Source organism: Ruegeria sp. B32 (assembly GCF_025141855.1).
GTDB classification, from domain to species: domain Bacteria; phylum Pseudomonadota; class Alphaproteobacteria; order Rhodobacterales; family Rhodobacteraceae; genus Ruegeria; species Ruegeria arenilitoris.
On sequence record NZ_CP081106.1, the window covers coordinates 3372292 to 3397026 of the forward strand.

The window sequence follows — 24735 nt, forward strand, 5'->3', positions numbered from 1 at the left end:
CCTTGCATTGGATCGATTCTCACGATACTGATTTTGCAACCGGTTGCAATCAGTATGTTCGGAGCCGCCCAAAATGCCAGAAATCGGAATTGGAATCGTCGGAGGCGGCTATATGGGCAAGGCTCATTCGGTGGCCATGTCCGCCGTGGGCGCCGTGTTCGACACCGCGCTCAGACCGCGGCTCGAGATGATCTGCGCCTCAAGCCCCGAAAGCGCCGAACGCTACCGCACCGCCTACGGCTTCCGACGCGCCACCGCCGACTGGCAGGCCTTGGTCAAAGATCCGGTGGTCGAGGCCGTCGTGATCGCCTCGCCCCAGTCCACGCACCGGCAGATCGCCGAGGTGGCGCTGGCGCTGGGCAAGCCGGTGCTGTGCGAAAAACCGCTGGGCGCGTCGCTTGAGGACAGCCGTGCCATGGTGGCGGCGGCCGAGGCCTCGGGCACCGTCAACATGGTCGGGTTCAACTATATCCGCACCCCGGCCAGCCAGTTTGCCCGCCAGCTGATCGCCGACGGCGCGATTGGCGACATCACATGGTTCCGCGGTGAACATACCGAGGATTTCTATGCCGACCCCGAGGCCCCGGCGACCTGGCGCACGACCGGCATGGCCAACGGCACCATCGGCGATCTGGCGCCGCACATGGTCAATGGCGCGCTGGCTCTGGTGGGGCCGATCGCGCAGGTCATGGCCGATGTGGAAACCGTTCACCACACCCGCCCGGGCGGTGCAGTGACCAATGACGACCACGCCCAGATGATGTGTCGGTTTGAAAACGGCGTCATGGGGAACCTATATTTCAGCCGTATCGCGACCGGCCGCAAGATGGGTTATGCCTACGAGATTTCGGGCACCAAGGGCGCGATCCGGTTTGACCAGGAGGATCAGAACGCCCTGTGGCTCTATCGCCGCGAAGGCCCCGAGGCCCAGCGCGGTTTCACCAAGATCCTGACCGGTCCGGAGCATCCCGATTATGAGCCCTTTTGCCAGGGTCCCGGCCACGGCACCGGATATCAGGATCAGATCATCATCGAAGCCAAGGATTTTCTGACCGCCATTCATTCCGGCCGGAGCAACTGGCCCACCTTCCGGGACGGGCACGAGGTCAACCGGGTGCTGGCGGCGGCGCTGGCCTCGGCCGACAGTCGCGGCTGGCAGGACGTCGGCGCGTTCTAGGCCCGGCACGTTTTCCAACATCGTTCGCAGAGAGACCAAGACCATGGCAAAGTTGAAATGGGGCATGATCGGGGGCGGAGAAGGCAGCCAGATCGGACCCGCCCACCGTCTGGGCGCACAGGCAGACGGCCTGTTCGAATTCGCCGCCGGCGCGCTGGATCACCGCCCCGAGGCGGGGCGCGCCTATGCGCAGCGGCTGGGTGTGCCCGCCGACCGCGCCTATGGCGACTGGCAGGAAATGCTGGCCGGCGAAAAGGACCGGCCCGACCGGATCGACCTTGTAACCATCGCCACCCCGAACGCCACCCATTTCGAGATCGCCAAGGCCTATCTTGAGGCCGGGTTCAACGTGCTGTGCGAAAAGCCGATGACCATGACCGTGGAAGAGGGCGAAGAGATCGTGCGCGTGGCCCGGGAGTCGGGTAAGATCTGTGCGGTCAACTACTGCTATTCGGCCTATCCGATGGTGCGGCAGGCCCGCGCCATGGTCCGCGCAGGAGAGATCGGCAAGGTGCGTCTGGTCGTCACCAATTTCAGTCACGGCCACCATGGGGATGCCACTGACGCGGACAATCCGCGCGTGCGCTGGCGTTATGATCCGGCCATGGCGGGCGTGTCGGGGCAATTCGCCGATTGCGGCATCCACGCGCTGCACATGGCCAGCTTCATCTGCGATGACGAGGTCGCGACGCTGTCGGCCGACATGGCCTCGACCATTCCCAGCCGCCAGCTGGAAGACGACGCGATGGTCAATTTCCGCATGGAGGGCGGCACCGTGGGCCGGTTGTGGACCTCGTCCGTGGCGATCGGGCGGCAGCACGGGTTCGACATCCAGGTGTTCGGCGAGACCGGCGGGCTGCGCTGGGCGTCCGAACACCCCAACCAGCTGATCTACACCCCGGTCGGTGGACGAACCCAGATCATCGAAAAGGGCGAGGGCGGCCTGCATGAAGACGCGATGCGCCTGTCGCGGGTGGCGATTGCCCATCCCGAGGGCTTTCCGCTGGCCGTGGCCAATATCTATTGCGATCTGGCCGACGCGATCCGGGGCGAGGCCCGTGATGGTCTGCCCGATGCCGCCGATGGCGTCCGTTCGATTGCCGCGGTGCACGCGGCCGTGGCCTCGGCCCGGGCCGAGGGCGCCTGGCAGGACGCGCGCCCGCCGATGTTTCGCTGATCAGGGGCGGGGCCGCAACGTGCCCCGCTCGATCACCCGGCAGGGGAAGATCCGCGCCTCGGGGTAACGATCGGGGGTCTTCAGCATCTCTTCGACCAGATCGACCGAGGCGGTGATGATCTGCTTGATCGGCTGATGGATGGTCGTCAGGTTGATGTATTCCCAGCGCGACATCTCCATGTCGTTCAGGCCGATGATCCCGATGTCGGAACCCGGTTTCAGCCCGTGGTCGGCCAGCGCCGACAGCGCACCGATCGACAGGATGTCGTCGCCGCAGAAATAGGCCTGCGCCGGGTCACCCGCCAGCAGGCGCAGCATCTCGGCCCGGCCTGCCTCGAAGGAGTAGGCCCCGGCGAAGGAGTGGCTGACCGGAATCTGCGGGTGGTTTGCCATTTCCTCGGTAAAGCCCCGTTGCCGATCCCGCGCCGAGGTCGCATCGATCGGCCCGCCCAGATAGCCGACGCTGGCATAGCCTCGCGCGACCAGCTCGCGCGCGGCCATGCGTCCGCATTCCACATTGTCGATGCCCACCACATGCACCTCGGGCGAGGTCGCCGAGCGCCCGAAGGTGTGCACCACCGGCACGCCGGCATCGTGGAACGCCTTGGCAAAGCTGGGCGGCAAGGTCGACGAGGCGACGATCACCGCATCCACCGAATATTGCCGCAGCATGCGCACGGAATTGGCAGGCTCGGTCTCGTCGGTCAGGTTCACGATCAGGGGGCGCAGCCCGCGTTCCTGCAGCGCGCGGGTGAACTGGTCGAAAACCTCAAGAAAGATGGGGTTGTGGAAGTTGTTCGAGATCAGCCCGATCAGCTTGGTCCGCCCCGTCGTCAGCGACGAGGCCAGCGCGTTGGGGCTGTAGCCCAGTTCCTTGGCGGCCTTTTCCACCTTGGCGCGGGTCTTGGCCGAGACCGAGGCGCCCGGCGTGAAGGTGCGCGACACCGCCGACCGCGACACCCCGGCCAAGGCCGCAACTTCCTTCAGCGTAACGCCCACCTGCCTGGTCTCCTTTGTTCGGTCGATCGGGTCTGTTGAATGTCGCATCATTGCAAAAATGGTGCAATCGGTTGCAAGGCATTTCCACCCCTGACGTCAGGTTCCAAGACGCTGCGGCCGTGATCCGACATTATGATTCAATTTTCGTCATTATGGCGGAAAAGCCGCCCGTTTCGTCAACTCGATTGCTGTGCCCGGACGGCGGCGCGGTCATACTGGAACCAGAGCAGAGGAGGAGGCGCGCAATGAGTTGGAACATCTGCGTCGTCGGGGCCGGAAAGATCGGACAGATGATCGCCGCCCTGTTGAAGAAATCGCACAATTATACCGTAACCGTGGCCGACCATGACCTGACGGCCTTGTCGGCGTTGAACAGGCAGGGCATCACCACCCGCCAGATCGACGCGGGCGACGAAGCCGGGCTGGCACAGGGGCTTGCGGGGTTCGATGCGGTGATCTCGGCCGCACCGTTTTTCCTGACGCCTGCCATCGCCAAGGCGGCCAAGGCCGCGGGTGCGCATTATTTCGACCTGACCGAGGATGTCGCCGCGACCAACGCCGTGCGCGAACTGGCCCGCGACAGCGGCACCGCCTTCATGCCGCAATGCGGATTGGCCCCGGGTTTCGTCGGCATAGCGGGAGCCGCACTGGCGGCCGACTTCGACACGCTGGACAGCCTGCACATGCGGGTGGGCGCGCTGCCGCTCTATCCGACCAATGCGCTGAAATACAATCTGACCTGGTCCACTGACGGACTGATCAACGAATACTGCAACCCCTGCGATGCCATCGTGAATGGCGAACGGGTCAAGACCGCGCCGCTCGAGGATTACGAGATCATCGGCCATGACGGTGTGGAATACGAATGCTTCAACACTTCGGGCGGCCTCGGCACCTTGCCCGAGACGCTGGCCGGCAAGGCGCGGGCGGTGTCCTATCGCTCGATCCGCTATCCCGGCCATCGCGACATCCTGAGGCTGCTGTTGACCGATCTGGGCCTGGGCCAGCGCCGCGACCTGTTGAAGGACATCTTTGAAACCGCGCTGCCGCGCACCGATCAGGATGTGGTTCTGGTCTATTGCACGGCCAAGGGCATGATCGACGGGGCCCTGCGCGAGAAATCCCTGATCAACAAATCCTTTGCCCGCACCATCGACGGCCAGGTCTGGAGCGCGATCCAGATCACCACCGCCGCCGGCGTTCTGGGCGTGGTCGACCTGATGCGCACCGGCGCGCTGCCCACCCAAGGCTTTGTCCGGCAAGAGCAGGTCGGGCTGGATGACTTCCTGAACACCGAATTCGGCCAGCTGTACCGCGCTGGCGAAGTGACCCCCCAGAACAAGGCGGCCTGAACATGAAAGACGTAGTCATGACTGCAGAACACACACTCGAAAAACTGGGCCTGACGGCGGCCGAGCTGACCAGCGGGACGCTGGAGGTCCGCTCGCCCATCGACGGCCGCTTCCTGGCGCGGGTGCATGAAACACCCGTTGCCGACATGGATGCGGTCTTGGCCCGCGCCACGGCGGCCTTCAAGGCTTGGCGCACCGTGCCCGCCCCGCGCCGGGGCGAGCTGATCCGCCTGCTGGGCGAGGAATTGCGCGCTGCCAAGGAAGACCTGGGCGCGCTGGTCAGCTGGGAGGCCGGCAAGATCACCTCGGAAGGTCTGGGCGAAGTGCAGGAGATGATCGACATCTGCGATTTTGCCGTGGGCCTGTCGCGCCAGCTGTATGGCCTGACCATCGCCTCGGAACGCCCCGGCCACCGGATGATGGAGACCTGGCACCCGGCCGGTCCGGTCGGCGTGATCTCGGCCTTCAACTTCCCGGTCGCGGTCTGGTCGTGGAACGCGGCGCTGGCGCTGGTCTGCGGCGACCCGGTGATCTGGAAACCGTCCGAGAAAACGCCCCTGACCGCGATGGCCTGTCAGAAGATCTTTGAAAAGGCCGTGGCCCGGTTCGGCGATGCGCCCGACGGGCTGCTGCAACTGCTGATCGGCGGTGCCGATCTGGGCAAGACGCTTGTGGCCAGCGAGGCGGTGCCGATCATTTCGGCTACCGGCTCGACCCGAATGGGCCGCGCGGTCGCGCCGATCGTGGCGCAGCGGTTCGGCAAGTGCATCCTGGAACTGGGCGGCAACAACGCCATGATCGTGGGCCCCTCGGCCGATCTGGAAATGGCGGTGCGGGCCATCGTGTTCTCGGCCGTGGGCACCGCGGGTCAGCGCTGCACCTCGCTTCGGCGGCTGATCGTGCACAACTCGATCCGTGCCGATCTGGTTGCACGGCTGAAAAAGGCCTATGCCGGTCTGCCCATCGGTGACCCGCTGGCTGACGGCACGCTGGTCGGGCCGCTGGTGGATGTGGCCTCGGGTCAGGCGATGGAGGCCGCACTGAAGGCGGCAGAGGCCGAGGGCGGCACCGTCTTTGGCGGCAAGCGCGTGATGGACGGCGTGCCCGAGGGCGGTGTCTACATGCAGCCCGCGATCGTCGAAATGCCGGGCCAGACCGAGATCGTAAAGACCGAAACCTTTGCGCCGATCCTCTATGTCATGGGCTATGACGGTTTCGACGAGGCGCTTGAGATGCAGAACGACGTGCCGCAGGGCCTGTCGTCTTGCGTGTTCACGCTGAACATGCGCGAGGCGGAACAGTTCCTGTCGCCCGCCGGGTCCGATTGCGGCATCGCCAACGTGAATATCGGCCCCTCGGGCGCCGAGATCGGTGGCGCGTTCGGCGGTGAGAAGGAAACCGGTGGCGGACGCGAAAGCGGTTCGGACGCCTGGAAGGGCTATATGCGGCGCCAGACGAACACCGTGAACTACTCGGCCGAATTGCCATTGGCGCAGGGCGTGAAGTTCGACATCTGAAAACCCGGCCCGGCGGCATAGTGCGGCCGGGCCAACACTTGCGTTCAGTCCGTGAACAGGTAGTCAAGCTGCATGATTGACTGGGCGGTTTCCTCCGAAACCCCAAGGAACCCCGCGATCGCGGCCACGTTCTCGGCCGGGTCAGCGGTTTCGCGCAATCGGAAGAACCTCTCGATCCCCGCACCGCGCAGCTGTTCGGATTCATAGGCCAGATCGCTGCGGATCGTCGGTAACAGGCGTTCGACGGTTGCGGCTGGGCTGTTTTCTCCGGCCAACCCGACCCTGTGGGCGTGGCCGACAAGATACGCGTCTGAATAAGTGCACTCGATTTCAAGCACATGGGTGCGCGCCTTGTCCGAGCAGAAATCCTGTACGATATCCAGACTGGCGGGATCGAGGCAGATCAGCAGCCGGTCGGCGCCGAAGTGATCGTACAGCATCCGGGTGACCGCCCTGCGATGCCGGGATCGTTTGACCAGCGTGGCCTCCAAGCCCCCCAGATCGGGCAGGGGGGCGGCTTCTTCGTTGAACAGGTATTCGATGCAGGGCAGGTTGGTCTCAGAGGCGATCTGGTCGATCAGCCGCTTGGCCACATGCCACTTCTTGCAGACGACCATGTACAGATCGCGATCGGCGCCCAGCGTGTTGGCCGTCTCCCAGAAGCGGGGCGCATACCGGCGTCCCACGCGGCCACGGCCGGTCAGAAATCCGTGTAGATTCCGACCCTCGTTCGATATCTGGAATTCGACCCCTTCGCTGGCATAGAGCGCACCCAATTTCTGCTTCAGCAACTGCGCCTCGGGGCTGATCTTGCGGGCGAACAGGTAATCTTGGGTCAGCAGCAGGTCGTAGTGATCGTTGTAGAACGTCACCGGTATCCCGTAGTCCGAGAACATCAGGAAAGTCAGCGTACGGTTTTCGATTTCGATTTTCGGGATCAGGTGGCGCACGAGGGTCTGAAAGAACGTCTCGTCCGGAATCCAGGTGGTCGAGAAAAAACGGACCACGTCCCGGCGCTGGCGCAGGAAATCCAGGATCATCTCGATTGTCCGGCGGCGAAGGCACCACCACTGGCTGCCGATCATGATCTGGAGATCCTCCGGGATCTCGCGGGTCAGGCCGAGACGTTTCTGGGCCTCGTAGGCGGCATAGAACAGTTTGCTCTGCGTGCGTTCGTTGAAATAGTGGCGATAGATCAGCCGGTCTTCCTTCATGCCGGTCTTGATCCAGTCGCTTTCGAAAAAGTCGTGGCTTTCGATGAAATCCTTGTCGGTTTCATCCAGAAACCGATGCGCATATTCCGCGGTCTTTATCGCCATGCAGTCGCCCGACAGCATGTAGAAATGGGTCGCTCGCGGGAAGGCCTCGACCGCAGCTTGCACCGCGTTCAGTGTTGCCTGCACCAGCGACCATTCCCCCCAGCCACATTTGATCCGCCTGGCCGCGAAGGTCACATTGGGATTGCTTTTCAGGGCCGTCTGGATCCGGTCAAAGTCTCCTGCGGATGCGCTGGCGTCGAAATGGATGGCCATGCAGTCCCCTGCGGCCGTCAGCCGTTCGGCCTGTGCGATAATCGCGTCAGGGTCTTTGTGACACAGCAGAATGTAGGCGATCTTGGCCATTGGCGTTGCATGAAGTCCGTTACTGCCCGGTTCCAACCGTGATACTGAGGATGAGCGATTGAATAAACAGAATATTTTTGCTTCTCTGGCGTCAAAAGCTGGCGCATCGCCTTGAGACTCGGCCGGCTAAGGAGGCATGGCAGATGGGATTTCCCGGTACATGGATGACCGAAAGCGAAAGCATGGTCTATCGCGTCGTGCCCAAATGCGCCTGCTCGACCATCGGGCAGATCATGTATTACTCCGATCACGGTCGGTTCTTTGACGGCGATATCCACGACGCCAAAGACGGGATGCACAAATGGGCGTTTGACCACAGCCAGGATGTGATCTCGGCCAATGTGCGCGGGCACAAGTCGTTCGCCTTCACCTGTGTGCGCAACCCCTACACGCGGATCCTCAGTTCGTTCTTCGACAAGATCTGCGGCATTCAGCGCAACGGGAAACGGTACCGGGGCAATCTGGTGCCGACGCTGATCTACAATTACGGGATCGAGGTCGGGGGCGAGGACGGCAAGGGCGAATTCGACCAGATTGCCAGTTTCCGCCGGTTTCTTCTGTTTGCCCGCGACACGATCCGTTGGCGGCGGCCAATGGACCCGGACATTCACTGGTCGGCCATGTCGGGGCATGTGTCGACCTTCATCGTGAATGGGGGACGCTATGACCGGGTTTTCTGGACCGAGAAATTCAACGACGGGATGCAAGGCGTGCTGGACGCGCTGGAAACCCCGCATCCCGTGACCCTGTCCGAAATTCCGCGCTTCAACGAATCCGAGGGCCACGGCCCCAAACGTGCGCACCCGGTCGAGGACTATTTCGACGACCTGTCGATGCACCTGGTCTATGAGATCTACAAACAGGATTTCGAACTGTTCAAATACGATTTCGAGAACCCGGCCAACAAGATGCCGACAGGTGAAATCGACCTGGATGAGATTCACGCCAAGCTGGGTGATTGATCCCACAGGCAGGGGCGCTCCCGCCCATCGTCGAGATCTCTGGCGAGACATCTCCTCTGGTTGGGCCGGGCGCCGCGCACAGCGCGGCGCCCGGCCCAAGACTGAAGGAGGCAGCGGCGCAGCCGATGGGTCCTGTCAGGCGCGGGAGCACTTCGGTTTCAGGCAACGGACCGGCCCGCATGGCGCGGGCCGTCAGCGTTCAGACCTGACGCACCGCGCCTTTTGCAGCGCTGGTGGCCAGCTTGGCATAGGCCTTCAGTGCTGTGGACACCTTGCGCTTGCGCGGTGCAGCGGGAACCCAGCCTTTTTCGTCCTGGACTTCCCGGCGGGCTGCCAGCTCTTCGTCGGACACGGCCAGGTGGATCGAGCGGTTTGGGATGTCGATTTCGATCGTGTCCCCGTTCTGCACCAGACCGATCTCACCGCCTTCGGCCGCCTCGGGCGAGACGTGCCCGATCGACAGACCCGAAGTGCCGCCCGAGAAGCGACCGTCGGTCAGCAGCGCGCAGGCTTTGCCCAGACCTTTGGATTTCAGGTACGAGGTCGGGTACAGCATCTCTTGCATACCAGGCCCGCCGCGTGGGCCTTCATACCGGATCACGACCACGTCGCCTTCCTTGACCTTGCCAGTCAGGATGTCGTTCACCGCCTGGTCCTGACTTTCGCAGACATAGGCGGTGCCGGTGAATTTCAGGATGTTCTCATCCACACCTGCGGTCTTCACGATGCACCCGTCGCGCGCGATGTTGCCGAACAGAACGGCCAGACCGCCATCCTGGCTGAACGCATGGTCCTTGGACCGGATCACGCCGTTTGCCCGGTCGGTGTCCAGTTCCTTGTAGCGGTTCGACTGGCTGAACGCCTGGGTCGTGCGCACGCCACCGGGGGCGGCCTTGAACAGCTCTTGCGCTTTGGGGTTGTTGGTCACCGTGATGTCCCAGTTGGCGATGGCCTCGGCCATGCTGGCCGAATGCACCGTGCAGCAGTCGTCATGCAGCAGGCCGGCGCGGCTCAGCTCACCCAGGATCGAGAAGATGCCACCCGCGCGATGCACGTCCTCCATGTGGACGTTTTCGGTGTTGGGCGCGACCTTGCACAGGCAGGGCACCTTGCGGCTCAGCCGATCCATGTCGGACATGGTGAAATCCACCCCGCCCTCATGCGCGATGGCCAGCAGGTGCAGCACCGTGTTGGTCGAGCCGCCCATGGCGATGTCCAGGCTCATGGCGTTTTCGAAGGCCTCGAAGGTCGCGATCTCGCGCGGGAGGAAGCCCTTCTCGTTCAGCTCATAGTGGCGCTTGGTGATTTCGACGATGCGGCGGCCGGCCTCCAGGAACAGCTCCTTGCGGTCGGCATGGGTGGCCAGGGTCGAGCCATTGCCCGGCAGCGCCAGACCCAGCGCCTCGGCCAGGCAGTTCATCGAGTTCGCGGTGAACATGCCCGAGCACGATCCGCAGGTGGGGCAGGCGTTTTCCTCGATATGTTTGACCTGCTCGTCGGTGTATTTGTCGTCTGCAGCGGCGACCATGGCATCGACCAGGTCGATCTTCTTCACGTCCAGGTCGGCGATGTCGATCTTGCCGGCCTCCATCGGCCCGCCCGAGACGAAGATGGCCGGGATGTTCAGGCGCATCGCCGCCATCAGCATGCCCGGGGTGATCTTGTCGCAGTTCGAGATGCAGACCATCGCATCGGCGCAATGTGCGTTGACCATGTATTCGACGCTGTCGGCGATGATCTCGCGTGAGGGCAGCGAATACAGCATCCCGTCATGGCCCATGGCGATGCCGTCATCGACGGCGATGGTATTGAACTCTTTGGCCACGCCGCCTGCGGCCTCGACCTCGCGGGCGACCATCTGACCCAGATCCTTGAGGTGGACGTGCCCCGGCACGAATTGCGTGAACGAGTTGACGATGGCGATGATCGGCTTGCCGAAATCGTCGTCGCCCATCCCGGTGGCGCGCCACAGGCCGCGGGCACCGGCCATGTTGCGGCCATGGGTCGAAGTTCTGGATCGGTACATTGGCATGATGCTGTTTCCCTTTTGCCCGGTTGCAAAACTAGTGTTGCGTGCGTTATAGCGCACGTAGCACATGTGCGTTATAACGCACAAGGTAAATCGCGGGACGTGGCCATGGACTCGGACGACATCACCCTGAAACTCAGAGACGTCCGGGCGGCATCGGGGCTGAGCCTGGCCAAAGCGGCCAAGTTGACCGGAGTCAGCAAGGCCATGCTGGGCCAGATCGAGCGCGGCGAATCAAGCCCCACCATCGCGACGCTGTGGAAGATCGCCAAGGGGTTCCAGATGCCGCTGAGCGCGCTGATCGGAACCAGCGCCCTGCGCGATCCGGCGGATGCGGCCCGGTTCCGCACCGTGACCTTTCCGGGCAGTCTGAAGGTCAAGATCGTCTTTCCCTTCGACCCGGTTCTGGGGGCCGAGACCTTTCACGTCGAACTGGACCGCAACCAATGCCACGAATCCCCCGCCCATGCCGCCGGCGTGACCGAGGAAGTTTTTGTGCTGAGCGGCGCGCTCGAGGTGCTGCGGAACGGCGAATGGGTGCCGTTGAGCGCGGGCCAGGGTTTGCGCTTTCCGGCCGACCTGCCGCATGGCTATCGCGCCGGTCCCGAGGGCGCGGCATTCTTGAACATGCATCACTACGGGCACCGGCCCGCGACCGCCGCGGCCGGTTGATACGGCAGAAGGAGGCAACCCGATGACGGAATTCCTGAACGGCCTGACGCTGGCCGATGGCATCGGGTCCTTCGGGGCGCTGATCGTGGTCGCGGCTTATTTCGCCACCCAGATGCGGATGATGAATTCCGACGATCTGGCCTTTCCGGTCGTGAACCTGGTGGGGTCGGTTCTGATCGTCTATTCGCTGCTGCAGAACTTCAACCTTGCATCGATGCTGATCGAAAGTTTCTGGATCGCCATCAGCGTGATCGGCATCATCCAGCATTTCCGACTGCGACGGGCGCGATAGGGCCGCAGGGACCCGATCCAGCCTTGAACCCGCACCCTTGCGCGTATAGGGAAATCCCTGCGCGTAAAGGGGAGGCTTTGATGCTGGACGATCCAAAAACCCTGGTTTCCACCGAGTGGCTTGCCGCCCACCTCAAGGACCCGGATCTGCGGATCCTCGACGCCTCGTGGTACCTGCCGCAGCAGGGGCGCGACGCCCGCGCCGAATACGAGGCTGGCCACATTCCCGGCGCACGGTTCTTCGATATCGACGAGATCTCGGACCACCGTTCGGACCTGCCGCACATGGCGCCTCCGGTCGAGAAATTCATGTCGCGCCTGCGGGCCATGGGCGTGGGCGACGGCCACCAGGTCGTGGTCTATGACGGCGCGGGCCTGTTTTCGGCGGCGCGGGTCTGGTGGCTGTTCCGCCTGATGGGGCAAGAGAACATCGCCGTTCTGGACGGCGGCCTGCCCAAATGGGTCGCCGAAGGGCGCGAGATCGAGGATCTGCCCCCCGTCATCCGCGATCGCCACATGACCGTGCGCGTGCAGAACCACCTGGTCCGCGACGTGACCCAGGTCTCAGCCGCCGCCAAGCTGGCCGATCACGAAATCATCGATGCCCGCGCCGCCGACCGTTTTGCCGGATCCCAGCCTGAACCGCGCGAGGGTTTGCGGGCGGGGCACATCCCCGGTTCGCGCAACGTGCCATTCGGACAATTGCTAAATGCCGATGGCACCATGAAATCGCCCGAGGACTGCCGCGCGGTGTTCGAAGCCGCAGGCGTCGATCTGTCGAAGCCTGCCATCACCACCTGCGGGTCGGGCGTGACCGCCGCGATCCTCAGCCTTGCGCTCGAGCGCATGGGCAAGAAAGACCATTCGCTTTATGACGGCAGCTGGGCCGAATGGGGCGCCTTCCCGACCCTGCCCGTCGCAACCGGAGACTCCTGATGTTTGAAAACCTCAAGCCGCAGCCCGCCGACAAGATTCTGGCCCTGATGCAGATGTATCGCGAGGACCCCCGCGAACAGAAGATTGATCTGGGTGTCGGCGTCTACAAAGACGCCAATGGGGTGACCCCGGTGATGCGGGCGGTCAAGGCCGCCGAGCATAGGATCTGGGAAGAGCAGGACTCAAAGGCCTATACTGGGCTGGCCGGTGATCCGGTCTATGCCGATGCGATGATCAGCCTTATCCTCGGCACCAGCGTGCCGCGCGCCAGCATCGCCGCCGTGGCTACCCCGGGCGGCACCGGTGCCTGCCGTCAGGCATTCGAGCTGATCCGTATGGCCAACCCCTCGGCCCGGGTGTTCGTGTCGAACCCGACCTGGCCGAACCACATCTCGATCTTGAACTACCTGGGCATCGAAACCGTCGCCTACCGCTATTTCGACGAGGAAACCCGTGGCGTCGATTTCGATGGCATGATCGAGGACCTCAAGACCGCCAAGGCCGGCGACGTGGTGCTGCTGCATGGCTGCTGCCACAACCCGACCGGCGCCAACCTGAACATGGTCCAGTGGCAAGAAGTGGTGAACCTGATCAATGATCGCGGCATGGTGGCGATGATCGACATCGCCTATCAGGGCTTTGGTGACGGTCTGAATGAGGATGCGCAGGCGACCCGGCTTGTCGCTTCGTCGGTCAAGGAATGCCTGATCGCGGCGTCCTGTTCGAAGAATTTCGGTGTCTATCGCGAGCGGACCGGCCTGCTGATGGCCGTCAGCGCCGATGCGGGCCAGACCGCACTGAACCAAGGCACGCTGGCCTTTCTGAACCGCCAGAACTACTCGTTCCCGCCGGATCACGGCGCGCGCGTGGTGACCACGATCCTGATGGATGAGGGCCTGCGCGCCGATTGGATGGCCGAACTGGAGGAGGTGCGCCTGTCGATGCTCGGCCTGCGCCGCCAGTTGGCGGACGAACTGCAGCGGCTGAGCGGATCGGACCGGTTCGGCTTCCTGGCCCAGCATCGCGGCATGTTCTCGCGCCTTGGCGCCGCGCCCGAGCTGGTCGAGAAGCTGCGGGTCGAGCACGGCATCTACATGGTCGGCGACAGCCGCATGAACATCGCCGGGTTGAACGAGGCCACCGTGCCGATCCTCGCCAAGGCCATCATCGACGTTGGCGTCTGAGATCGGGCATTTCAAAAAAAGAAACCCGGGCACGAATGCCCGGGTTTTTTGTTTGGATTGAAGGGCGCTTAGCCCTTCGAGAACTCGGGATAGGCTTCCATGCCCAGCTCGCCCATGTCGAGGCCGTTGATCTCTTCTTCCTCGCCCACCCGCAGGCCGACGGTGGCTTTGAGGATTGAGAACAGGATGTAGCTGACCACGAAGACGAAGATCCCGATGGCCGCGAAGCCGATGATCTGGGTCACGAAGGACGCGTCGCCGTTGGTCCAGGCCACGATGAAGGTGCCCCAGAAGCCCGCGATCAGGTGAACCGGGATGGCGCCGACCACGTCGTCGATCTTCATCTTGTCCAGCAGCGGCACGGTGTAGACCACGATCACGCCACCGATGCCGCCGATGATCAGCGCCTGGAACAGCGACGGTGCCAGCGGTTCGGCGGTGATCGAGACCAGTCCGGCCAGTGCACCGTTCAGTACCATGGTCAGGTCGACCTTGCCGTACATCACCTGGGTGAGGATCAGGGCAGCGACAGCGCCGGCGGCTGCGGCCATGTTGGTGTTGGCGAAGATGCGGCTGATGTCAGCCATGTCGCCGATCGTGCCCATGGCCAGCTGCGAGCCGCCATTGAAGCCGAACCAGCCCAGCCACAGGATGAACGTACCCAGGGTGGCAAGCGCCAGGTTCGAGCCGGGGATCGGAACGACCTTGCCGTCCTTGCTGTATTTGCCGATCCGGGGGCCCAGCACGATGGCACCGGCCAGTGCGGCAAAGCCACCTGCGGCATGCACCAGGGTCGAGCCCGCGAAATCGCTGAAGCCCATTTCGGACAGCCAGCCGCCGCCCCACTGCCACGAGGCTTCGATCGGGTAGATGACACCGGTCAGGACGATCACGAAGATGAAGAAGGGCCACAGCTTGACCCGCTCGGCCATGGTGCCCGACACGATCGAGGCCGTGGTGGCGCAGAACATCAACTGGAAGAAGAAGTCCGAACCGACCGACGCATAGGAAAGATCGGTTTCGACACCATCAAGGCCGACCGGTTCCAGCGAGGTGGGCGAGAAGGCGCCCAGAATGCCGGTTATGGTCCAGCCGTCGCCCGGATACATCAGGTTGAAGCCGACCAGCCAGTACATGATGGCGGCAAAGGAAAACAGGCCGATGTTCTTGACCAACTGCATGGCCACGTTCTTGGAACGCACCAGACCGGCCTCGAGCATTGCAAAACCCGCGGCCATCCAGAACACCAGGAAGCCGCCCATCAGGAACAGCAGCGAAGTCAGGATGTATTGCGTATGCTGCGCGGTTTCGCCGGATGCGGCGGCCTCCTGCGCCAGGCCCATCTGCGGCAGCGCGACGATCGCGGCGGCAGGGATGAGTGATTTCATCAGGTTCATGTTCAGTCCTCGAATGATTGTCGGTCGCGGCGCCTTACAGCGCCTCCTCGTTGAGTTCCCCGGTCCGCACGCGCAGGGCCTGCTCGACATCGAGGACAAAAATCTTGCCGTCGCCGATCTTGCCGGTCTTGGCGGTTTTGGTGATGGTCTCGACGATCTGGTCGGTCATCGCGGCGGGCACCACGATTTCCAGCTTGATCTTGGGCACGAAGTTCACCGCGTATTCGGCGCCCCGATAGATTTCGGTGTGACCGGATTGCGAGCCGAAGCCCTTGATCTCGGTCACCATCATGCCGCGCACGCCCGCCTCGGTCAGTGCCTCGCGCACCTCCTCGAGCTTGAACGGCTTGATTGTCGCAATGATCAGTTTCACGTCTTTCCCCTCTTCTGTTCCGGTGGGTCCGGCTTTGCACCTGCAGAAAAAGAGCCCGACATGGCCGCGCAAGGAACGATTTCGGCAAAAAGACGCTGGGGAAGAGGGGCAATGTTGCACATTTTTTGCACAAAAACGGCAAAGTGATTAAAAAATGCGCAAGTGTGAGAGGGGAATTCGCGCTATTTCACACCTCTACATGGGCGCGACAGCGCGGTATGGTGCCACAAAAGTAAAAACGGGCAGAGTTTGAGCATGACTGAGTCCAAGCGTCGAAAACCGCTGGTGGCGGACAAACGGTATCCGTCCGGAGGCCGCAAGACCTCGTCCGCCAAGCGGTCGGCGAAACCGGCGGGCAAGAAGGCGACGGCGCGCAAGACCACGACCCGAAAGACCAGCCGCAAGGCCCGGCGCAAACGTTCGGGAGGCGGGCAGGGCGGCTTCTTTCGCAGGCTGTTTCGCTGGATAGGGCGCCTGATCTGGGGGCTGACCTGGCGGGTGGGTGCGATAGCCGCTCTGCTGCTGGCGCTTGCCGTTGGGGTTGTGTACTCGACCCTGCCCGAGGTCGATGCGCTGCTGGACGGGCGCGCGCGCGGGTCGGTCACCCTGCTGGATCGGGACGGCAAGGTCTTTGCATGGCGGGGTGATCAGTTCGGCGGCGTTATCACCACCGACACCGTGTCGCCGCATCTGAAGAATGCGGTTGTCGCGACCGAGGACAAGCGGTTTTACCGTCACTTCGGCGTAAGCCCGCGCGGCATTGCCAGTGCGGTGAAGATCAACCTGTCCGAGGGGCGTGGCCCACTGTCGGGGCATGGCGGTTCGACCATCACCCAGCAAACGGCCAAGCTGCTGTGTCTGGGCGTGCCGTACGATCCGACCGAGTGGGAATCGGAAGCGGCGTACGAGGCTGACTGTCGTCAGGGCTCGCTGTGGCGCAAGGCCAAGGAAGCGATCTACGCGATGGCGATGGAGGCCAAATACTCCAAGGACGAGATCCTGACCATCTATCTGAACCGGGCGTTTCTGGGGGCCGGGGCCCGCGGGTTCGAAGCGGCCAGCCAGCGCTATTTCGGCAAATCCGCAGCCGAGGTGGACCCGGCCGAGGCGGCGATGCTGGCGGGGCTGCTGGTTGCGCCCACGCGCTATGCACCCACCAACAACCTGCAACGCTCGCAGGACCGGGCCAAGGTGGTCATCAGCCTGATGGAGGATCAGGGTTACCTGACCACGGCACAGGCAACCGCGGCGCGCAACAACCCGGCCGAGTTGTCCGAGGCCGCCGCCGCCCGCGCCGGAGGCTATTTTGCCGACTGGGTCATGGCCAGCGGCCCCGAGTTCTTTACCCGCAACACCACCGAGGACGTGGTGATCAAGACCACGCTGGACCAGCGGATCCAGCAGGCGGCCGAGGCGGCGCTGAAACAGGTGTTCGACGAAAAGGTCAGTGAAGGCTCAAAAGCGCAGGCCGCGATCGTGGTGATGTCGGCCGATGGTGCGGTCCGGGCCATGGTGGGTGGGCGCAAGACCAAGGTGTCGGGTGCGTTCAACCGCGCGACGCAGGCGCTGCGCCAGACCGGGTCCTCGTTCAAACCCTTTGTTTATGCCACCGCGCTGGAACTGGGCTATTCGCCGCTGGCCACGGTAGTGGACGAGCCATATTGCATCGACATCCCGGGGTCCGGCCAGTGGTGCCCAAAGAATTACACCAACAAGTTCTACGGTCGCGTGACCCTCGCGGATGCGCTGAAGAACTCGTTGAACATCCCGGCCGTCAAGGTGGCCGAGGTTGCTGGGCTGGACAATGTGCGCACCGTTGCCAGCGGGTTTGGCATCGAAAGCGATCTGGCGGCGGGCCCAGCCCTGGCGCTGGGCGCCTCGGAAAGCACACTGATCGAAATGACCGGCGCCTATGCCGGTATCCTGAATGGTGGCTCGTCCGTGGAACCTTACGGCCTGACCGAGTTGAAACTGCTGGGCGATGATGCCCCGATGATGGTGACGACAACCGGAATCGGCGAGCGAGTAATCCGAGACGAAGCTGCCAAGCAACTGACCTGGATGATGGAGCGCGTGGTATCCGAGGGAACCGGACAACGCGCCAAGTTGCCGGGATGGCAGGTTGCAGGCAAAACAGGCACGACCCAGGCCGCCCGGGATGCTTGGTTCATCGGCTTTACCGCGGATTATGTGGCCGGTGTCTGGATGGGCTATGACGACAACACGCCGTTGTCGGGCGTGACCGGTGGTGGGCTGCCAGCCGAGATTTGGAAGGAAACCATGGTGCGGGTCACCGAAGGTATGACTCCGACACCGCTGCCGATGCTGGCTCCGGCCGCTCCGGTCCAGACGACTCAGCAATCCCAGCCACGCCGCAGGCAGCAGGGTGGCTTTGCCAAGGCCGTCGACAGTCTGTTGAAGGATCTTTTTGGCGGCAATTAGACCGCAGATGATCGGGCGGGCGGCGCTGGGCGCCGCCCGGATCGGTCGTTACAGGCTTTCGTCCAGCGCGGCGACGATCGCATCGCCCATTTCGCTGGTCGAAACCGGCTGAACGCCTTCTTCGGCCAGCAGATCAGCCGTGCGGACACCATCGGCCAGAACCTTTTCGACCGCGGCTTCCAGACGATCGGCCTCGGCGCCTTGGTCAAAGCTGTAGCGCAGCGCCATCGCAAAGCTGAGGATACAGGCGATCGGGTTGGCCTTGCCCTGACCGGCGATGTCGGGGGCCGAGCCGTGGACGGGTTCATACAGCGCCTTGGGTCGGCCATTGGCCATCGGCGCGCCCAGCGAGGCCGAGGGCAGCATGCCCAGCGAGCCGGTCAGCATCGCCGCGCAGTCCGACAGGATATCGCCGAACAGGTTGTCGGTCAGGATCACGTCGAACTGCTTGGGCGCGCGCACCAGCTGCATGGCGCCGTTGTCGGCATACATGTGGCTCAGGTCGACCTCGGGATAGTCCTTGCCCACGCGGGTCACGACTTCGCGCCACAGGATGCCCGATTCCATCACGTTGGCCTTTTCCATCGAGCACAGCTTCTTGTTGCGGCGCATCGCCAGCTCGAAGGCCGAGCGCGCGGCGCGTTCGATCTCGGATTCGGTGTAGCGCTGGGTGTTGATGCCCACGCGCTCGTTGCCTTCCTCGAAAATGCCGCGCGGCTCGCCGAAATAGACGCCCGAGGTCAGTTCGCGCACGATCATTATGTCGAGGCCGGCAACCACGTCCTTTTTCAGCGACGAGAAATCGGCCAGCGCGTCAAAGCACTGGGCCGGGCGCAGGTTCGAGTACAGGTCCATCTCCTTGCGCAGGCGCAGCAGGCCGCGCTCGGGCTTCACGCTGAAATCCAGATCGTCGTATTTCGGGCCGCCCACCGCGCCCAGCAGAACAGCGTCGACCTCTTGCGCCTTGGCCATCGTCTCGTCCGACAGGGGCTTGCCGTGCACGTCATAGGCGGCACCGCCGACCAGATCCTCGCTCACGTCGAATTCAAGGCCGCGCTTGGCGCCGAACCAGCCGATGATCTTGCGCACTTCGGCCATAACTTCGGGGCCAATTCCGTCTCCGGGCAGGATGAGGAGCGAGGGGTTGGACATGAACGGTCTCCTTGCGTTTTTCAGCATCGGGCCTAGCGTTTGCGGTGCATCTGGTCAATGAGGCGTTCTGGTCAAAATGCGCGGAATCAGGGCCGTACAGCGCGAAAAACGCCGCTGAACATGCGCCGGGCACCCGATCTGGGTCACAGGCTGGCTTTCAGCCCTTCTGCCAGAAGGTCCCAGACCCGGCGAATGCGCGGTGTCTGCCGCATGGCCTGCGGCGCAGCCAGCCAGACCGGCAGGACCGGGATGTCCACATCCAACGGCAGAATTTCGACCGCAGGATCAGCCTCGGCCACTTGAACCTGGCTAAAACCGATGCCGCAACCCGCACGGATCAACTCCCAATAGGCGCTTTGAAGATCGCAACGGGTGGCAAAGTTTTCCTTGCTGGCAGGCCAACCCTTGGCCTGCATTTTAGAGATGATCAGGTCGTTGGAGTCGAAACCCACCAAGTCATGCCGAAACAACTCTTCGGGGGTGGTGGGCCGACCGGCGCGGTCCAGATATGACCGGGCTGCGCAGAAACACAACGGTACGTCGCCCAGATGCCGGGTCACGATATCGACCTGCTCGGGGCGATACATGCGAACTGCGATATCAGCTTCGCGGAACAGCAGGTTTTCGCTGGTGTCGGTGGCGACCAGTTCTAGCTGGATTGAAGGTTCTTGCCTGCGGATGTCCGCCAGAATGGACGGCAGGATATGGTGCGATGCGAAGACCGACGCGGTGATGCGGACCGTACCGCTCAGCTGTTGCGACTGCCCGGCGGCGGCCAGGCTCAGCTGACGCATGGCCGCGTGCATCTGTTGCGCCATCGGCAGCAATTGCTGGCCGGCTGCGCTGAGCTTGAGGCCTCGCGCATGGCGATCGAACAGCGACACGCCCAAATCCGTCTCGAGCGCCTGCACCTGGCGACCAAGCGTCGGCTGACTGCGCCCCAGTTCCCGCGCAGCCGCCGACAACGATCCCGTTTCCGCAACTGCCAGAAAGCTCTGCACCAAAGACCAATCAGAAAGTGCCAAGGTTTTATCCATTCGCAGATGAATACATGCTCTGCGTTTTTCGGCAATTCCCAAAGGTGAGTGAATGGATATCTTTTGTTCAACCGCCAGGGCTGACAGGAGTTGTGATGACGGGAAAGGTGCTGATCCTGGGATCTTCGGGGCGTTTTGGCCGCAATGCCGCAGACGCGTTTCAAACGGCCGGATGGACGGTGCGGGGATTTGACCGCGCGAGGGATGATCTGTCCACCGCAGCCCGGGGTGCGGATGCCATCGTGAATGGCTGGAACCCGCCATATACAGAGTGGGCGCGGCAGGTGCCGGATTTGCACGCTCAGGTCATCGGTGCGGCGAAGGCAACCGGCGCGACCGTGATCGTGCCCGGTAACGTTTATGTTTTTGGGGCCGACACGCCCGGGCCGTGGGCGGCAGATACGCCGCATCTTGCAACCAACCCTCTGGGCCAGATTCGGATCCGTATGGAGGAGGCCTATCGGTCGTCGGGCGTGCGCACCGTGATCCTGCGCGCCGGGGATTTCCTTGACACGCAAGCCTCCGGCAATTGGTTCGACCAGATCATGATCAAGCCCCTGGCCAAAGGGCGTTTCGTCTATCCCGGTGACCCTGACATTGCCCATGCCTGGGCCTACCTGCCGGATCTGGCCCGCGCTGCGGTTCAGTTGGCCGGGATGCGGCATGACTTGCCGCGCTATTGCGACATTCCTTTTGCCGGATACACGTTGACCGGCCGCCAATTGGCACAGGCCTTGTCGGAAGTGACCGGGGCTCCGGTGCGCCTGAAGCAGATGAACTGGTGGCCAATTGTTCTGGCCCAGCCGTTCTGGAAACTGGCCCCGCATCTGCTTGAGATGCGCTATCTGTGGGACACGCCGCACCGCTTGGATGGCTCGTTCTTCGACTCGTTGATCAGCGATTTCGCATCCACGCCGCTGCACGAGGCATTGAAAACCGCTGTGTCTGACCTGTCGCATGATAGCCCGCGAACCACAGACGTGGATCGAGTTCAGGGCCTGTCATAGGCCCGGCGGCATGTCAGGGTGTGACAAGTCAACCCAAATCAGGCGATGTCGGCTGGCCTTGCGGGCCGCGGCAAGGGGCGCGCCTTTGGCGTCAGTCCAGCGGATGCCGGCGTTTTCAACCACCCAGTCGACCGATGGCAGCAGATAGTCAACACGCCGTTCACCCACCGCCTTCCAGACCACCGTTACAGCCGAGCCTGCGCCATCCACGGGTCGCGGATCCTGCAGGCTGGGGTGCTGTAACAGATCGCGGATGGCTTCATTGCGCCCCTCGCCCAGGCTCGGGTCAAGATTGGCGTCACCGGCAATGATGAAACGACTTTTCGGGGCTGGACCCAGCCCGCCGTCAAGCAACACCGACCACAGCCGGATCTCATCGCGATTGCGCAATCCGTTGCGATCCTCAGGCCCGTCGAAGACAGGAGGGGTGGCGTGAAAGGTCATCAGGTTCAGGCGGCCTTGAGGTGTCTCCACCGGCACGATCCAATGGGCGGTCGACGACAGGCGCTGAACAGCGTGGGCCTGTTCGGACGGGAAAGGCAACCCGCCACGGGTGGGTAGCGTCGCGCCGGGCAGATCCTTCCACAGCAGCGCCGAGAGGTCACGAACCTCATCCTTTGCGATCGGATAACGGGACAGCACGGCCAGCCCGCCATTTCCGGTGAAACGGCCCCATCCCTGGGCATCTCCGGGTCCGCCCCGTTCTCCGTCTCCGTCCAGATCAAGCGACGTCATCAGCCCCGAGTTGGGCTGACCAGCGAAGAGATGCGGGTAATCCAGCCCTGCCGCGCGCAACCGATCAGCCAGAGCGGACAGGGCCAGGTTGTCATGGTCCCAGTCGATGCCTTGCAGGGCCAGAACATCGGGGGCAGTGGCGGTCAGAACGTCAATCACGGCCTGCACCTGGGGATCATCATGCCGAATATCCCGCAGCAGCAGGCCCGGACCTTTCCGGCCCAGCTCAGCATTGAAGCTGGCAACGCGCACTGGCTCTGCCTGCGCCACAAACGGCAGCAACAGCAGAACAAGAATACGGATCATGCGGTTTGGGTCGTCTCGGTGGTCGAGTAGGCGCGGCGTTTTTCCACGATCAGCCCGGCAATGCGCAGGGTTGCCATCCCGCGCATGATCATGCTGGCCGGCAGGAAGGCCCACGCGCTCATGGTCCAGATCAACGTCTGCGGATTGGACAACGACAGCGGATCAATGAAATCCGTGAGCAGCTTGATCAGGGCCGGAATCAGGAACGGCAGCAGAACGCCGACCGAGATGTTCAACCGACCGTCGCGCTGCAGGCGAGTCACCACGTCTCCGCCCTTGGTGGGGTCGAACAGGGGCAGGTTTGTCCAGACATTGAACGCCCCGTTGCCAGTCGGCCATTTGCGCAGTTTGACCGCATACGCAAAGCTGGCAACAGTTACCAACGCGGCGACATAAGCGATGCTTGCGGACACTCGGACCAACTCAACAAGGTTCTGGCTCGCGTCGGCGGGCAGCATCAATACCACCAGGCGGACAGGCGAGTAGGGAAAGTCTAGAACGTCGGAAACAACCCAACCGACCGAATACACGGTGCTGGTCAGTTCCGTCGGCGCATAGGCGTTCTTGCAGATCAAGGTCAGGAACGAGATCATCGACATCAGGCCGACAAAGCGCAGTCTGTTCACGGGCGGCGCATCGCGGAATTCGATAAAGCTGGGAAAGGCCGAGTTGTATTCGGCGAAGGTCAGGATGAATGCGAGGATTGCCAGAAAGACAACGATCTCGGTCCCGTTGGACGTTGATGCGGGCAGATACAATGCGGGTGTCAGCACCAGAAGTGCCACCAACAATCCCCGTATCGCAGCCCCTGTTGTGCGAGCAATCACTATCCGAACCCTTTCCAAACCGGACCAGTCGATTCTTTGCCGACTTGGTTCCAACTTGATGCCCGCCAATCTCGATATTTGGCGGATGCCCCTTTAGCGCCATCATTGGCGATAAGCGGCATTTCGCTCAAGCCGAGGTGCAGAAAACACGTGATTTCGGGCAAAAAGATGGCGAAACTGGTGCGGCTTTGCATCATTCACGTCGCAAATTCGACGTGTAATGGAAATGGTTCTCTACATGTTGTGGTTGCTTTGACTTTAACCCCAAGAATGCGAGCGGGGCCGCCTCGGCGACCCCGTCAGGTTGAGTGTCCACAGGTTCATCCCCAGAATCACACCCAAGGGCGCGCCTGTCCGGCATGGGATTCGAACGTGTCGATGTGGTGATCTTTTTCCATCGTCAGGCCGATATCGTCCAGACCGTTCAGCAGGCAATGCTTGCGGTGGGGGTCGATATCAAACTCGATCACGACTCCGTCAGAGGTGACGATCTGCTGATCTTCCAGGTGAACGGTCATGCGCGCGTTCTCGCCCTTGTGGGCATCCTCCATCAGAATGACGTGGTGGTGTTCTTCGACGACGATGGGCAGGATGCCGTTCTTGAAGCAGTTGTTGAAGAAGATGTCGGCGAAGCTGGTCGAGATGACCACCTTGATACCAAAATCCTTGATCGCCCAGGGCGCGTGTTCCCGAGATGAGCCGCACCCGAAGTTGTCGCCAGCCACCAAAATCTCGGCGTTGCGATAAGCGGGTTTGTTCAGGACGAACTCTTCGTTCTCGCGCCCGTCATCGTGATATCGCATCTCGTCGAACAGGACGACGCCGAGGCCGGACCGTTTGATCGTTTTCAGATGCACCTTGGGAATGATCATATCGGTGTCGATATTGATCAGGGGCATGGGGGCTGCCACACCGTGGACTTTTTCAAACTTTTCCATGTTCACACTCCTGCGGGAGAGGTCAGGCCCCATGCCCCGCGTTTCAAGCTTGTTGAGCTTCTGTAGTTTCGTCTTTGGGCGCGTTCTTGACGAAGAACGCCATGAAGACCAACCCGAACCCGTTGAACAGCATCTCGATGCCCAGCAGGATGCCCAGCAACTGGAACAGCACCGCCGGTTCCGAGCTTGCATAAGACCAGATGATGCCTGCCAGGATGATCGACAAGATGCCCGAGATCAGGGTTGGCCAGAAAAATGACGTGCCTCGCATCTGAAACGAGAGAATGATCCGTGCGATCCCGCCTGCCATGAACAGGATAAGCACCACTGTTGCCAGCGTCAGAGTGCCTGCCAGCGGATGGTCCAGAAACGACCAGCCCAGGAACAGCATGACCGCACCCATGATGAAGGCCAGGATCTTGTTGCCGGTTCCTTCGACGGTGAAACCGCCGACAACCTGCAGAACGCCGGATACCAGCAAAAGGACGCCGGTGACCACGGTCACTGCCACGGATGCCACGACTGGTGCGCCCAGCACGAAGATGCCGAACACTATCGATAGAAGCCCCATCAGGAGCCATTTGACCCATTCACTCATTTCAG

Annotated in this window: 22 protein-coding genes; 11 read left to right on the forward strand and 11 right to left on the reverse strand. The window is 62.5% G+C overall.

What is annotated here, in order from left to right; genetic code table 11:
- Positions 1 to 73: 73 nt before the first annotated feature.
- Together K3752_RS17050 and K3752_RS17055 are read left to right on the forward strand one after the other, a co-directional pair.
- A complete protein-coding gene (locus K3752_RS17050) occupies positions 74 to 1177 on the forward strand; it encodes a Gfo/Idh/MocA family protein (RefSeq protein ID WP_260063890.1) in 1104 nt (367 codons plus the stop codon).
- Positions 1178 to 1220: 43 nt separating this feature from the next.
- A complete protein-coding gene (locus K3752_RS17055; protein ID WP_170589220.1) occupies positions 1221 to 2354 on the forward strand; it encodes a Gfo/Idh/MocA family protein in 1134 nt (377 codons plus the stop codon).
- On the opposite strand, the gene K3752_RS17060 is transcribed toward K3752_RS17055, so the two are convergent.
- Positions 2355 to 3353, reverse strand: a complete 999-nt coding sequence (locus K3752_RS17060) for a LacI family DNA-binding transcriptional regulator (protein WP_260063892.1) — start codon at positions 3351 to 3353, stop codon at positions 2355 to 2357.
- A 245-nt stretch (positions 3354 to 3598) separates the two neighbouring features.
- Between K3752_RS17060 and K3752_RS17065 the strand changes: the two genes are divergently transcribed.
- Together K3752_RS17065 and K3752_RS17070 are read left to right on the forward strand one after the other, a co-directional pair.
- Positions 3599 to 4705: a saccharopine dehydrogenase family protein gene (locus tag K3752_RS17065; protein WP_260063893.1), complete on the forward strand. Its 1107-nt coding sequence runs from the start codon at positions 3599 to 3601 to the stop codon at positions 4703 to 4705.
- A gap of 17 nt (positions 4706 to 4722) precedes the next feature.
- On the forward strand, positions 4723 to 6222 hold the full coding sequence (locus tag K3752_RS17070) for an aldehyde dehydrogenase family protein (protein ID WP_409233622.1): 1500 nt from the start codon (positions 4723 to 4725) through the stop codon (positions 6220 to 6222).
- 44 nt (positions 6223 to 6266) lie between these two features.
- Here the strand turns inward: K3752_RS17070 and K3752_RS17075 are convergent, their stop codons facing one another.
- A complete protein-coding gene (locus tag K3752_RS17075; protein ID WP_260063895.1) occupies positions 6267 to 7844 on the reverse strand; it encodes a beta-1,6-N-acetylglucosaminyltransferase in 1578 nt (525 codons plus the stop codon).
- A 143-nt stretch (positions 7845 to 7987) separates the two neighbouring features.
- Between K3752_RS17075 and K3752_RS17080 the strand changes: the two genes are divergently transcribed.
- Entirely contained in the window at positions 7988 to 8806 is an 819-nt protein-coding gene (locus tag K3752_RS17080; RefSeq protein ID WP_170359822.1) for a sulfotransferase family protein, read from the forward strand.
- 199 nt (positions 8807 to 9005) lie between these two features.
- Here K3752_RS17080 and ilvD read toward each other — a convergent pair whose 3' ends face one another.
- Positions 9006 to 10838: a dihydroxy-acid dehydratase gene (ilvD, locus tag K3752_RS17085; RefSeq protein WP_170436372.1), complete on the reverse strand. Its 1833-nt coding sequence runs from the start codon at positions 10836 to 10838 to the stop codon at positions 9006 to 9008.
- A 105-nt stretch (positions 10839 to 10943) separates the two neighbouring features.
- Here ilvD and K3752_RS17090 point away from each other — a divergent pair, with 105 nt between their 5' ends.
- From K3752_RS17090 to K3752_RS17105, 4 genes are all read left to right on the forward strand, one after another.
- Complete coding sequence (locus tag K3752_RS17090) at positions 10944 to 11507, forward strand: helix-turn-helix domain-containing protein (RefSeq protein ID WP_222458078.1); 564 nt, start codon at positions 10944 to 10946, stop codon at positions 11505 to 11507.
- A gap of 22 nt (positions 11508 to 11529) precedes the next feature.
- Positions 11530 to 11799 carry a CBU_0592 family membrane protein gene (locus tag K3752_RS17095; protein WP_005979445.1) on the forward strand — a complete coding sequence of 90 codons (270 nt, stop codon included), beginning with the start codon at positions 11530 to 11532 and terminating at the stop codon, positions 11797 to 11799.
- Between the two features lie 80 nt (positions 11800 to 11879).
- Complete coding sequence (sseA, locus tag K3752_RS17100) at positions 11880 to 12734, forward strand: 3-mercaptopyruvate sulfurtransferase (protein ID WP_170365657.1); 855 nt, start codon at positions 11880 to 11882, stop codon at positions 12732 to 12734.
- Positions 12734 to 13918: an amino acid aminotransferase gene (locus K3752_RS17105; protein WP_260063896.1), complete on the forward strand. Its 1185-nt coding sequence runs from the start codon at positions 12734 to 12736 to the stop codon at positions 13916 to 13918. Before sseA ends, K3752_RS17105 begins: the two co-directional genes overlap by 1 nt.
- Positions 13919 to 13986: 68 nt before the next feature.
- Here the strand turns inward: K3752_RS17105 and K3752_RS17110 are convergent, their stop codons facing one another.
- Together K3752_RS17110 and K3752_RS17115 are read right to left on the reverse strand one after the other, a co-directional pair.
- Positions 13987 to 15315: an ammonium transporter gene (locus K3752_RS17110; RefSeq protein ID WP_170359834.1), complete on the reverse strand. Its 1329-nt coding sequence runs from the start codon at positions 15313 to 15315 to the stop codon at positions 13987 to 13989.
- A gap of 34 nt (positions 15316 to 15349) precedes the next feature.
- Positions 15350 to 15688 carry a P-II family nitrogen regulator gene (locus tag K3752_RS17115; protein WP_093963790.1) on the reverse strand — a complete coding sequence of 113 codons (339 nt, stop codon included), beginning with the start codon at positions 15686 to 15688 and terminating at the stop codon, positions 15350 to 15352.
- Between the two features lie 255 nt (positions 15689 to 15943).
- Here K3752_RS17115 and K3752_RS17120 point away from each other — a divergent pair, with 255 nt between their 5' ends.
- Positions 15944 to 18130, forward strand: coding sequence for a transglycosylase domain-containing protein (locus K3752_RS17120; protein ID WP_260063898.1), 2187 nt, complete (start codon positions 15944 to 15946; stop codon positions 18128 to 18130).
- 48 nt (positions 18131 to 18178) lie between these two features.
- Here the strand turns inward: K3752_RS17120 and leuB are convergent, their stop codons facing one another.
- The gene (gene leuB, locus K3752_RS17125; RefSeq protein ID WP_260063899.1) at positions 18179 to 19282 is read right to left on the reverse strand and encodes a 3-isopropylmalate dehydrogenase; all 1104 of its coding nucleotides are present in this window, start codon (positions 19280 to 19282) and stop codon (positions 18179 to 18181) included.
- A gap of 143 nt (positions 19283 to 19425) precedes the next feature.
- Positions 19426 to 20319: a LysR family transcriptional regulator gene (locus K3752_RS17130; RefSeq protein ID WP_260063900.1), complete on the reverse strand. Its 894-nt coding sequence runs from the start codon at positions 20317 to 20319 to the stop codon at positions 19426 to 19428.
- A gap of 95 nt (positions 20320 to 20414) precedes the next feature.
- Between K3752_RS17130 and K3752_RS17135 the strand changes: the two genes are divergently transcribed.
- Positions 20415 to 21326, forward strand: coding sequence for a sugar nucleotide-binding protein (locus K3752_RS17135; RefSeq protein ID WP_260063901.1), 912 nt, complete (start codon positions 20415 to 20417; stop codon positions 21324 to 21326).
- Here the strand turns inward: K3752_RS17135 and K3752_RS17140 are convergent.
- The 4 genes from K3752_RS17140 to K3752_RS17155 all read right to left on the reverse strand — a co-directional run bounded on the left by K3752_RS17140 (position 21321) and on the right by K3752_RS17155 (position 24730).
- Positions 21321 to 22367 (reverse strand): endonuclease/exonuclease/phosphatase family protein, encoded by a 1047-nt coding sequence (locus K3752_RS17140; protein ID WP_260063902.1) that lies wholly within the window; start codon positions 22365 to 22367, stop codon positions 21321 to 21323. The two genes, K3752_RS17135 and K3752_RS17140, sit on opposite strands and share 6 nt — an antisense overlap.
- Positions 22364 to 23194, reverse strand: coding sequence for a hypothetical protein (locus K3752_RS17145; RefSeq protein ID WP_260063903.1), 831 nt, complete (start codon positions 23192 to 23194; stop codon positions 22364 to 22366). Before K3752_RS17145 ends, K3752_RS17140 begins: the two co-directional genes overlap by 4 nt.
- 332 nt (positions 23195 to 23526) lie before the next feature.
- Positions 23527 to 24132 carry a 3-isopropylmalate dehydratase small subunit gene (leuD, locus tag K3752_RS17150; RefSeq protein WP_170343177.1) on the reverse strand — a complete coding sequence of 202 codons (606 nt, stop codon included), beginning with the start codon at positions 24130 to 24132 and terminating at the stop codon, positions 23527 to 23529.
- Positions 24133 to 24175: 43 nt separating this feature from the next.
- Positions 24176 to 24730: an HdeD family acid-resistance protein gene (locus tag K3752_RS17155; RefSeq protein WP_170343176.1), complete on the reverse strand. Its 555-nt coding sequence runs from the start codon at positions 24728 to 24730 to the stop codon at positions 24176 to 24178.
- Positions 24731 to 24735 lie beyond the last annotated feature (5 nt).

Bases quoted from the DNA above. Each gene is read 5' to 3' on its own strand.
- K3752_RS17050 (WP_260063890.1), top strand. From the start codon at position 74: ATGCCAGAAATCGGAATTGGAATCGTCGGAGGCGGCTATATGGGCAAG.
- K3752_RS17055 (WP_170589220.1), top strand. From the start codon at position 1,221: ATGGCAAAGTTGAAATGGGGCATGATCGGGGGCGGAGAAGGCAGCCAG.
- K3752_RS17065 (WP_260063893.1), top strand. From the start codon at position 3,599: ATGAGTTGGAACATCTGCGTCGTCGGGGCCGGAAAGATCGGACAGATG.
- K3752_RS17070 (WP_409233622.1), top strand. From the start codon at position 4,723: ATGACTGCAGAACACACACTCGAAAAACTGGGCCTGACGGCGGCCGAG.
- K3752_RS17075 (WP_260063895.1), bottom strand. From the start codon at position 7,844: ATGGCCAAGATCGCCTACATTCTGCTGTGTCACAAAGACCCTGACGCG.
- K3752_RS17080 (WP_170359822.1), top strand. From the start codon at position 7,988: ATGGGATTTCCCGGTACATGGATGACCGAAAGCGAAAGCATGGTCTAT.
- ilvD (WP_170436372.1), bottom strand. From the start codon at position 10,838: ATGCCAATGTACCGATCCAGAACTTCGACCCATGGCCGCAACATGGCC.
- K3752_RS17090 (WP_222458078.1), top strand. From the start codon at position 10,944: ATGGACTCGGACGACATCACCCTGAAACTCAGAGACGTCCGGGCGGCA.
- K3752_RS17095 (WP_005979445.1), top strand. From the start codon at position 11,530: ATGACGGAATTCCTGAACGGCCTGACGCTGGCCGATGGCATCGGGTCC.
- sseA (WP_170365657.1), top strand. From the start codon at position 11,880: ATGCTGGACGATCCAAAAACCCTGGTTTCCACCGAGTGGCTTGCCGCC.
- K3752_RS17105 (WP_260063896.1), top strand. From the start codon at position 12,734: ATGTTTGAAAACCTCAAGCCGCAGCCCGCCGACAAGATTCTGGCCCTG.
- K3752_RS17110 (WP_170359834.1), bottom strand. From the start codon at position 15,315: ATGAACCTGATGAAATCACTCATCCCTGCCGCCGCGATCGTCGCGCTG.
- K3752_RS17120 (WP_260063898.1), top strand. From the start codon at position 15,944: ATGACTGAGTCCAAGCGTCGAAAACCGCTGGTGGCGGACAAACGGTAT.
- leuB (WP_260063899.1), bottom strand. From the start codon at position 19,282: ATGTCCAACCCCTCGCTCCTCATCCTGCCCGGAGACGGAATTGGCCCC.
- K3752_RS17130 (WP_260063900.1), bottom strand. From the start codon at position 20,319: ATGGATAAAACCTTGGCACTTTCTGATTGGTCTTTGGTGCAGAGCTTT.
- K3752_RS17135 (WP_260063901.1), top strand. From the start codon at position 20,415: ATGACGGGAAAGGTGCTGATCCTGGGATCTTCGGGGCGTTTTGGCCGC.
- K3752_RS17140 (WP_260063902.1), bottom strand. From the start codon at position 22,367: ATGATCCGTATTCTTGTTCTGCTGTTGCTGCCGTTTGTGGCGCAGGCA.
- leuD (WP_170343177.1), bottom strand. From the start codon at position 24,132: ATGGAAAAGTTTGAAAAAGTCCACGGTGTGGCAGCCCCCATGCCCCTG.
- K3752_RS17155 (WP_170343176.1), bottom strand. From the start codon at position 24,730: ATGAGTGAATGGGTCAAATGGCTCCTGATGGGGCTTCTATCGATAGTG.